The 7,240-nt window shown below is 66.6% G+C and carries 9 protein-coding genes; 4 read left to right on the top strand and 5 right to left on the bottom strand.

Features of this window, described 5'->3' with window-relative positions; translation table 11 throughout:
- Positions 1-77: 77 nt before the first annotated feature.
- Both E8A12_RS04065 and E8A12_RS04060 read left to right on the top strand, forming a co-directional pair.
- Positions 78-1,103 (top strand): alpha/beta fold hydrolase, encoded by a 1,026-nt coding sequence (locus tag E8A12_RS04065; protein ID WP_293366479.1) that lies wholly within the window; start codon positions 78-80, stop codon positions 1,101-1,103.
- A 78-nt stretch (positions 1,104-1,181) separates the two neighbouring features.
- The gene (locus tag E8A12_RS04060; RefSeq protein ID WP_293366478.1) at positions 1,182-2,258 is read left to right on the top strand and encodes a Glu/Leu/Phe/Val dehydrogenase; all 1,077 of its coding nucleotides are present in this window, start codon (positions 1,182-1,184) and stop codon (positions 2,256-2,258) included.
- Here E8A12_RS04060 and E8A12_RS04055 read toward each other — a convergent pair.
- The 5 genes from E8A12_RS04055 to E8A12_RS04035 all read right to left on the bottom strand — a co-directional run bounded on the left by E8A12_RS04055 (position 2,255) and on the right by E8A12_RS04035 (position 5,939).
- On the bottom strand, positions 2,255-3,589 hold the full coding sequence (locus E8A12_RS04055) for an MFS transporter (RefSeq protein WP_293366477.1): 1,335 nt from the start codon (positions 3,587-3,589) through the stop codon (positions 2,255-2,257). The genes E8A12_RS04060 and E8A12_RS04055 overlap by 4 nt on opposite strands.
- A 120-nt stretch (positions 3,590-3,709) precedes the next feature.
- Positions 3,710-4,324: a DUF6134 family protein gene (locus E8A12_RS04050; protein WP_293366476.1), complete on the bottom strand. Its 615-nt coding sequence runs from the start codon at positions 4,322-4,324 to the stop codon at positions 3,710-3,712.
- Positions 4,325-4,647: 323 nt separating this feature from the next.
- Positions 4,648-5,076 carry a PIN domain-containing protein gene (locus tag E8A12_RS04045; RefSeq protein ID WP_293366475.1) on the bottom strand — a complete coding sequence of 143 codons (429 nt, stop codon included), beginning with the start codon at positions 5,074-5,076 and terminating at the stop codon, positions 4,648-4,650.
- Complete coding sequence (locus E8A12_RS04040; RefSeq protein WP_293366474.1) at positions 5,073-5,375, bottom strand: hypothetical protein; 303 nt, start codon at positions 5,373-5,375, stop codon at positions 5,073-5,075. The genes E8A12_RS04045 and E8A12_RS04040 overlap by 4 nt, the downstream gene beginning before the upstream one ends.
- 156 nt (positions 5,376-5,531) lie before the next feature.
- Entirely contained in the window at positions 5,532-5,939 is a 408-nt protein-coding gene (locus E8A12_RS04035; RefSeq protein WP_293366473.1) for a HipA domain-containing protein, read from the bottom strand.
- 218 nt (positions 5,940-6,157) lie between these two features.
- Between E8A12_RS04035 and E8A12_RS04030 the strand changes: the two genes are divergently transcribed.
- Both E8A12_RS04030 and E8A12_RS04025 read left to right on the top strand, forming a co-directional pair.
- Positions 6,158-6,586 (top strand): helix-turn-helix transcriptional regulator, encoded by a 429-nt coding sequence (locus E8A12_RS04030; protein ID WP_293366472.1) that lies wholly within the window; start codon positions 6,158-6,160, stop codon positions 6,584-6,586.
- Positions 6,583-7,240: autoinducer binding domain-containing protein (locus E8A12_RS04025; protein ID WP_293366471.1), on the top strand; the 658-nt coding region annotated here is incomplete at its 3' end. The genes E8A12_RS04030 and E8A12_RS04025, both read left to right, overlap by 4 nt.

Raw genomic sequence — 7,240 nt, 5'->3', positions numbered from 1 at the left:
CGAGAATGCGGCGGACGAGGATGCGGCCTGAGGTCGCCTCGAAACCGCCGACCTCTCGTGGCATCTGATTGTCAGCCATGTCCCGCGTCCTCGCCGCCCTCCTCGCCACCCTACTGCTGACCGCCTGCACCCCCTTGATGGTCCAGCGCGCCGGCCAGACGCCTTTGGGCTTCGGCGGTCCGCGCATCGAGGCCAGCGATATCGTCAGTTTCGACGGCGCCAGGCTGGGGCTCTCCGAGTGGGATGCGACCAACGGCGAGCCCTGGGCGGTGATCGTGGGCGTCCACGGCATGGACGACTACGCCAACGCCTTCCACATGGCCGCGCCCTGGTGGGCCGCGCAGGGCGTCACCACCATCGCCTATGACCAGCGCGGCTTCGGCCGCTCGCCGGATCGCGGCATTTGGGCCGGCGACGACCTGATGGTCGAGGACTTGCGTACTGTCGCGGCCCTGGCCCGCGCCAAATACCCGCACGCCATCCTGGTGGTGGCCGGCGAGAGCCTGGGCGGGGCCGTGGCGGCGGAGGCCTTCGCCAGCGACCGGCCGCCGAGCGCCGACCGGCTGGTGCTGTTGTCGCCGGCCGTCTGGGGCTGGCGAGAACAGCCGTTGCCCTACAAGACCCTGTTGTGGCTGGCGGCCAATTTCACGGGGCCGAAGGTCTACACCCCGCCGGGCTGGCTGACCTCAAAGGTCACGCCGTCCGACAACCGTGACGAGTTGATCGCCATGGGCCGCGACCCGCTGATGATCTGGGGGGCGCGCTCGGACACGCTCTATGGCCTGGTCACCACCATGGGCAGGGCGGCAGACGAGGTGGGCAAGGCCCGGCTGCCAACGCTTTACCTCTACGGCGCCCACGACCAGATCATCCCGAAGGACGCGGCCTTCAAGGCGGCGAGCCAGCTGAAGCCCACCGACCGTTCGGCCTACTACGCGCACGGCTACCACCTGATGATGCGTGATCGTGAAGGGCCGATGGTCTGGAAGGACATCCTCAGTTTCATCCGCGATCCGTCGGGGCCCCTGCCGTCCGGCGCGCCGAAGATCCCGACCGCGCCCACCAGCGCAAACAGCCAGGTCCAGGCGGCGGCGGGGCCTTGAATCGGGTTGTTCCGTTAACCGGTCCGGCGTAGAGCCTTGCGGCGCAAATCCCTCCCCAGCATCAGCGATGTCCGCGGTATGACCTTGTTCGATTCCCCCGCCTTTGAGGGCCACGAAGGCGTCCATTCGTTCTTTGACGAAAAAACCGGCCTGAAATGTATCATCGCCGTGCATTCCACGGCCCGCGGCCCGGCCGCCGGCGGTTGCCGCATGTGGCCCTTTGCGAGCGCGGAGCTGGCGCTGGAGGACGCGCTGCGCCTGTCGCGCGCCATGTCCTACAAGAACGCCATGGCCGACCTGGAGCTGGGCGGCGGCAAAGCCGTGATCATCGGCGACAGCCGCACCCAGAAGAGCCCGGCCCTTTTCGAAGCCTTCGGCCGTGCGGTCGAGGATGTCGGCGGCAAGTACTGGACCGCCGAGGACGTCGGCGTCTCGCCGGCCGACCTGATGCATGCGCGCAAGACCACCCGCTATGTCGCTGGCCTCACCGGCCACGCCGCGGCCTCGGGGGATCCAAGCCCGGTGACCGCCGAAGGCGTCTTCCGCGGCATCACGCTCGGCGTCCAGCGTGCGCTGGGCCGCGACCTGAACGGCGTCACCGTGGCGCTCCAGGGCGTGGGCCATGTCGGCGCCTATCTGGCCGAGAAGCTGCATGCCGCCGGCGCCAAGCTGATCATCGCTGACGTCAATGACGACGCCCTGCGCCAGGTCGCCGAGCGCACCGGCGCCAGGATCGTGCCGCCCGCCGCCATCTTCGACGCCGAGGCCGAGGTCTTCGCCCCCTGCGCTCTGGGCGGCGCGGTCAATCCCGACACCCTGCCGCGCCTGAGGTGCAAGGTGATCGCCGGCGGCGCCAACAACCAGCTCTCGGACCCGGAGACCGGCCGAGCCGTCTTCGACCGCGGAATGCTCTATCTGCCGGACTACGTGATCAACGGTGGCGGCATCATCAATGTGGCCGGCGAGATCCGCGCGCTGGATCGGGGCGAGGCCTTCGACCCGGCCTGGGTGGAAATGAAGCTGGCGCGGCTGATGGAGACCCTGGGCGAGGTCCTCGACCGCTCCAAGTTCGACCGGCGTCCGACGGATCAGGTGGCCGGCGACATGGCCAAGGCCCGCATCAGCCTGGCGGCGGAGCAGAAGGCGGCGGCCTAAAGCGCCGCCAGCCTGGCGGTTCGGGGCTCGCGCACCGCGGTGACCAGCAGCACGATCGCCGCGGCCAGGAAACCCAGCGAGATGCCGAACACCCGATCGAAGCCGATCAGGTCGGCGAGCTGGCCGCCGATCAGCGGGCCGAGCGTGGCGGTGATCGCCTCTGCGGTGGCGGAGACGGCGATGCGCATCGGCAGGTCATCGCGGCTGCCGAACTCCAGGATCATGGTCTGGGCGGCCATGTTGTAGCCGGACTGCGCCGCGCCCAGGCCGAAGAACGCCAGGAAGATCAGCGGCACGGCGATCACGTTCATCAGCAGCACCGTCGCCGCCGCCCAGGTGACGAGCGAGAACAGCAGCACCAGCTTGAAGCCGGTCTTGTCGCCCAGATAGCCCCAGACCAGGTTCGAGAGCGTGTCTGCGCCCAGGAAGGCGGTGGAGAGGATGCCCAGCATCTTGCCGGCTTCCACCGCGCCGTGGACGTGCAGCTTCTGGCCCACGTAGATGATGTAGAACGGCGTCGCGATGCGCGCCGAGACCGACAGCATCTGCACCACCAGGAAATTGGCGTAGCCGCGGTCCTGGCGGATCAGCTTGGGGAAGTCGCGCAGCCGCTCGCGGAACGGGGCGCGGGTCCGCGTGGTGGGCGGCTCCGGCTCCTTGAGCAGCAGCTGCATGGCCCAAAGGCCCATGCTGGTCAGCACGAAGGCGCAGACGAAGGTCGTCGAATAGCCATTGCCGAACAGGTTTGTGCCGATGAAGTAGCGGCCGGCGAAATAGGCCAAGGTCGCCGCGATCGCGCCGCCCGTGGCGTTGCGCCAGGCCTGCAGTCGGCCGCGGCGGCTGATCGGGATCACCTTGGCGATCAGCAGGCTGAACACCACCCGTTGCGTGCCCATGAAGAGGCCGAACAGGAACATCAGCACCAAGAGCGCGATGACCAGCGGCTGGCCGTGCAGCAGCCAGCCGGCGATGGCCATGCCCAGGACCATGGTCCTGGCCAGTCCGCCCATCCAGATGGCCGCCGGCATCACCTTGGTGCGGTGCTCGATCCGGCTGGCGCCGAAGATCGGCGAGATCACCCCGCCAACCTGCTGCAGCGCCAGACCCAGGCCCACGATGGCGTTGGAGCCCGAGATCATGTGCAGATAGGCCGGCAGGAAGGTCGGCGCGTTGACCAGCCGAAAGCCGGTCATCCCCAGCATGCCGTGGAGGTAATTGCCCAGGTAATTGCGGTTCAGATTGTCCCAGACGAACTTCTCATAGGCCGCCTCGCGTGCGGCCAGATCGGCGGGCTCGGCGGCCGTCACGGCCGGGTCAATCTTGGCGTCCAAATGACCTAACGCCGCGCGGGTCCGATCGACAGACAGCCGGCCGTGGCGTCCTTCAACAAAAGGGATGAAATCAATACCGCCGATCTAACAGAGTCCCGCGGCGCGGCGAAAGCCTCGCCGTCAGACGCGGTGGTATTCCACGTGGCTGCCGTCATCGAGCTTGCCGGTCAGCGACTGCCAGGCGCCCGTCTCGTCATAGAAGTCGTCGATCTCCGCCTCGCCGCGGATGGTCACGTGCCCGGGCGTGACCCGGGCGGTGCGGACCTTGAGGATCTTGCCGGTCTGCGGATTGAACAGGGGCGGGCCGCCGAAGATCTGCGGGTTCCAGTGGGTCATCGGATTGGCGTCGGCGGCCAGGGTGGCCTTGCCGTAGTTGCAGTCCACGCGAACGCCTGCGCCGGTGCGCTCGGCCAGGACATGCTCATCCTTGCCGTTGGTGGTGGTTGCGGTCTCCAGCGAGGCGAAGGCGCCATCGGCGCGGTGCTCGATGGCATGGTGGTGGTACTTGAATACCGGCACCGGGCCGATCTTGACGGTCATGGCGGCGTCCGTGACGGCGGTCAGGGTCGAGCCGTCGCCGGAGAAGTTGATCACGTGCTCGCCGATCTTCGAGCCGTTGCGGAACACGGCGAAGTTGAGGTTACGCGCGGCGGCGCGGACCAGGCCGGGCGCCAGGGGCAAGAGCAGGCCGCCGGCCAGGATCGTGCGGCGGGACAGGGCGGCAATCTCGGGCATCGCGAACCTCGTAGCGAATGGCCGACCGGGCGCCGGGCGCCGGGCGCCTGGTCGAGGGGATTACGAAACCCGAACGATTAAGGTTGCACTAGGGCTCCGCCGTCTTGAATCTCTTCTGAGTTTACCGCGTCCATAAGTAAGATATTGATAGATATAATAAAACTGTATCGTCTTTGTCAAAGTGCGCTAGATCGTGCGCTAGTTGTCCACTTTGACCTGCGTACGGATCGCTCTAGCCATTCCGTCACGCCGGTATATCCCGCCTGGGCCTATCGAGGCCTGTGCGTCGCGGCGCCCAGCTATTGCTACCCCCAAAATGCCTATCACGCCGGTCGCTGCGGATTGATGAAGTTAAGACCGGCGAAGTCCTTTTCGTTGTCGGTCACAATTATGCAGTCGTGGGCTTCGGCCACCGCGGCGACGATCATGTCGAGCGCGCTGCGAGGCCGTCCCGCTGCGGTCCCCGCGGCCATCAGCCGAGCCCACGCGAGGGCGGCCCGCTCGTCAAACGACAGCACCCGGCCTGTGAACAATTCCTGCGGACCCTCCGGCCCCGAAAACCAGGCTTCGAGCCCCTGACGCCTGCGCCCCTGCGGCATCTCAAGAAGACCCCGTTGCACTTCTGCGATGGTCCAGGATGAGATGTGGAGATCTTCATCGAGTTGGTCGGCCATCCACGCCAGAAGAGCGTCGGACGGCGTGGGCTTGACGACGTTGCTGATGATGTTGGTGTCGAGCAGGTAGCGCGTCACAGATCGACCGAGCGCCCCGGCGTGAAGGGACGACTCAGGTCAAGGTCCGCACCAACCAGTGGCGACCTGCGCAACGCGGCGAGGATGCCGCCCCGCTTCGGCGGTTCACCCGAGATCGCGTGGCTCACGGCGGCTCGGATGCGCGAGGCTTCAGGCCCACCTTCCGCCAGGCGGCGGGCCAGAGATCGGATGAGTTCGCGATCAGCAGCCCGACCGAGCACCTCGAAGCGTGCCATGCCGCGCTCACCCAGTCGGCCGCGGTAGTTCTTCACGGCGCGGTTCTGCGAAGAATTGCTCATGACGACCTCCAGATATGCCCGGTAATATATCCAGGGATCCCGCAACGAACAAGGCGCGCCTCGCCGCCGCGCGGTTTGAGTGGCTCACGGGTGGCCAAAAGCGACACGTCTTCAATGATGGCGACCCCTTGGCCGGGCGCCGCAACACGTCAGCGGTTAAAGTGGCTGAAGTCCCTCAGCCCTGAATTGAAAGCCTATGCCAAAGGCTTCGGTGATCTTGAGGCAGAGGTACTCATTCTCGACCGAGTTTGAGAGGTCGAGCCCGTTCGGGAGCTTACCGATCTGGGGCTTGAAGATGTGTGTCGTGGGCGTCGAGCCGGCGGGCCGTTGCCAGCGGCCGCGGCGCTTGAGCAGCGCGGTCTTTTCCTGCGCGCCGGCGATCGATATCCGGAAGTCCTTCCCTGGGCTCATTCCAAGCGGATTGGTCGCGAGGTTGCGGAGTCTCTCGGCGATTTCCGCGTCCGAGATGGGCGTGCCTTCGACGACGCCGGCGGGGCCTGGCTCAACCCCTTCAGGCAGAAACTGAAGCGCACCGACGCAGTCGCGCCCTAGCGCCGTCAGCATGCTGATGGCGCCGGCGCCTTTGGCGCCAACGCGCTCGGCGACGCGTTCCGTATGCGCAACCAGCGCGCTTCACTTCGGGAGCAGAACAGGAAATCCGTTCGAACCGGCCGTCGTCCGCCACCCATGTGTCCGCGGAACCACCTGGCTGATGACCCTGGCTTTCGCCCTCAGGTGACAAGTCCGCGTGTCGCGGCCAAGGTATGCGGAAGGAGACGAGAATGGCCAAGGCAGCGACGAAGAGCGCGCCGCATAGGCTCGACGTCGCCATCGGGCAACGCATCCGAGAGCGGCGACGATCCCTCAGCCTCTCGCAGTCCGGGCTGGCGGAGGCCGTCGGCGTGACCTTCCAACAGATCCAGAAATATGAACGCGGCGCCAACCGGATCAGCTTTTCGCGGCTGGTCGAGATCGCCGGCGCGCTGCGCTGCGAGCTGGGCGAACTGACGGAAGGTCTGTACGCGAAGACGTCCGGCGACGAACTCGGGCGCCTCAACACCCTGCTTGCGACGCCGGGCGCCCTGGAAATGCTGGAGGCGTTTGTGGCGCTGCCGGCGGCGCACCTTCAGCGGGCGTTCGTGAAGTATGCAAAGACGTTCGGCGAGGCGGGGCAGGACGATGCAAAGGGCGAGGAGGCTGGGGCAAGGTGAGCGCCTTTGACGACGTCGAGGATTTCGTCAGGCTATCGAAGCGCGCCACGAAGATGGGCGAGCTTGCCGATCTGTTGACCGGCACGGTCGAAGGGTTTGGATTCGATCACGTGGCGCTCGTGCATCACGTCAACCTTTCCGCGGGTCCGATCGCGGCGCAGGAGGCGCTGCAGTTCATCAACTATCCCGACGCCTGGCGCGCGCTCATGCGCGAGCGCGGCTATCTCGGCGACGACCCGGTTCTGGCCGCCTGCCAGAAATCCGCCACCGGCTTCCTCTGGTCGGAGGTGTCGCGGATCATCGTCCTCAATCCGCGCCAGACGGAGATTCTGGAGGCGGCCTCGACCTGCGGGATGGGGGAAGGCTTCACGGTGCCGGTCAATGTGCCCGGAGAGTTCCTGGGTTCCTGCTCCTTCGCAATGCGCGCCGGCCGTGATGTCCAGCGCCAGCTTTTGCCCGCCGCCCAATACATCGGTTGCTTCGCCTTCGAGGCGGCCCGGCGCATCCGGCTGTCCGCCGCATCGTCATCTCAGGCCGAAAAGCGCCCGACGCTTACCGGCCGCCAGTTCGACTGCCTGATCCTGGTCGCCCAAGGCCGAAGCGACTGGCATATCGCTCAGCTGCTCGGCATCTCGCATGAGACGGTCCACCAGC

The organism is Phenylobacterium sp. (assembly GCF_004799395.1).
Lineage (GTDB): Bacteria > Pseudomonadota > Alphaproteobacteria > Caulobacterales > Caulobacteraceae > Phenylobacterium.
The sequence above is the reverse complement of the archived record's forward strand: the minus strand, read 5'-3'. Positions and strand labels throughout refer to the sequence as shown.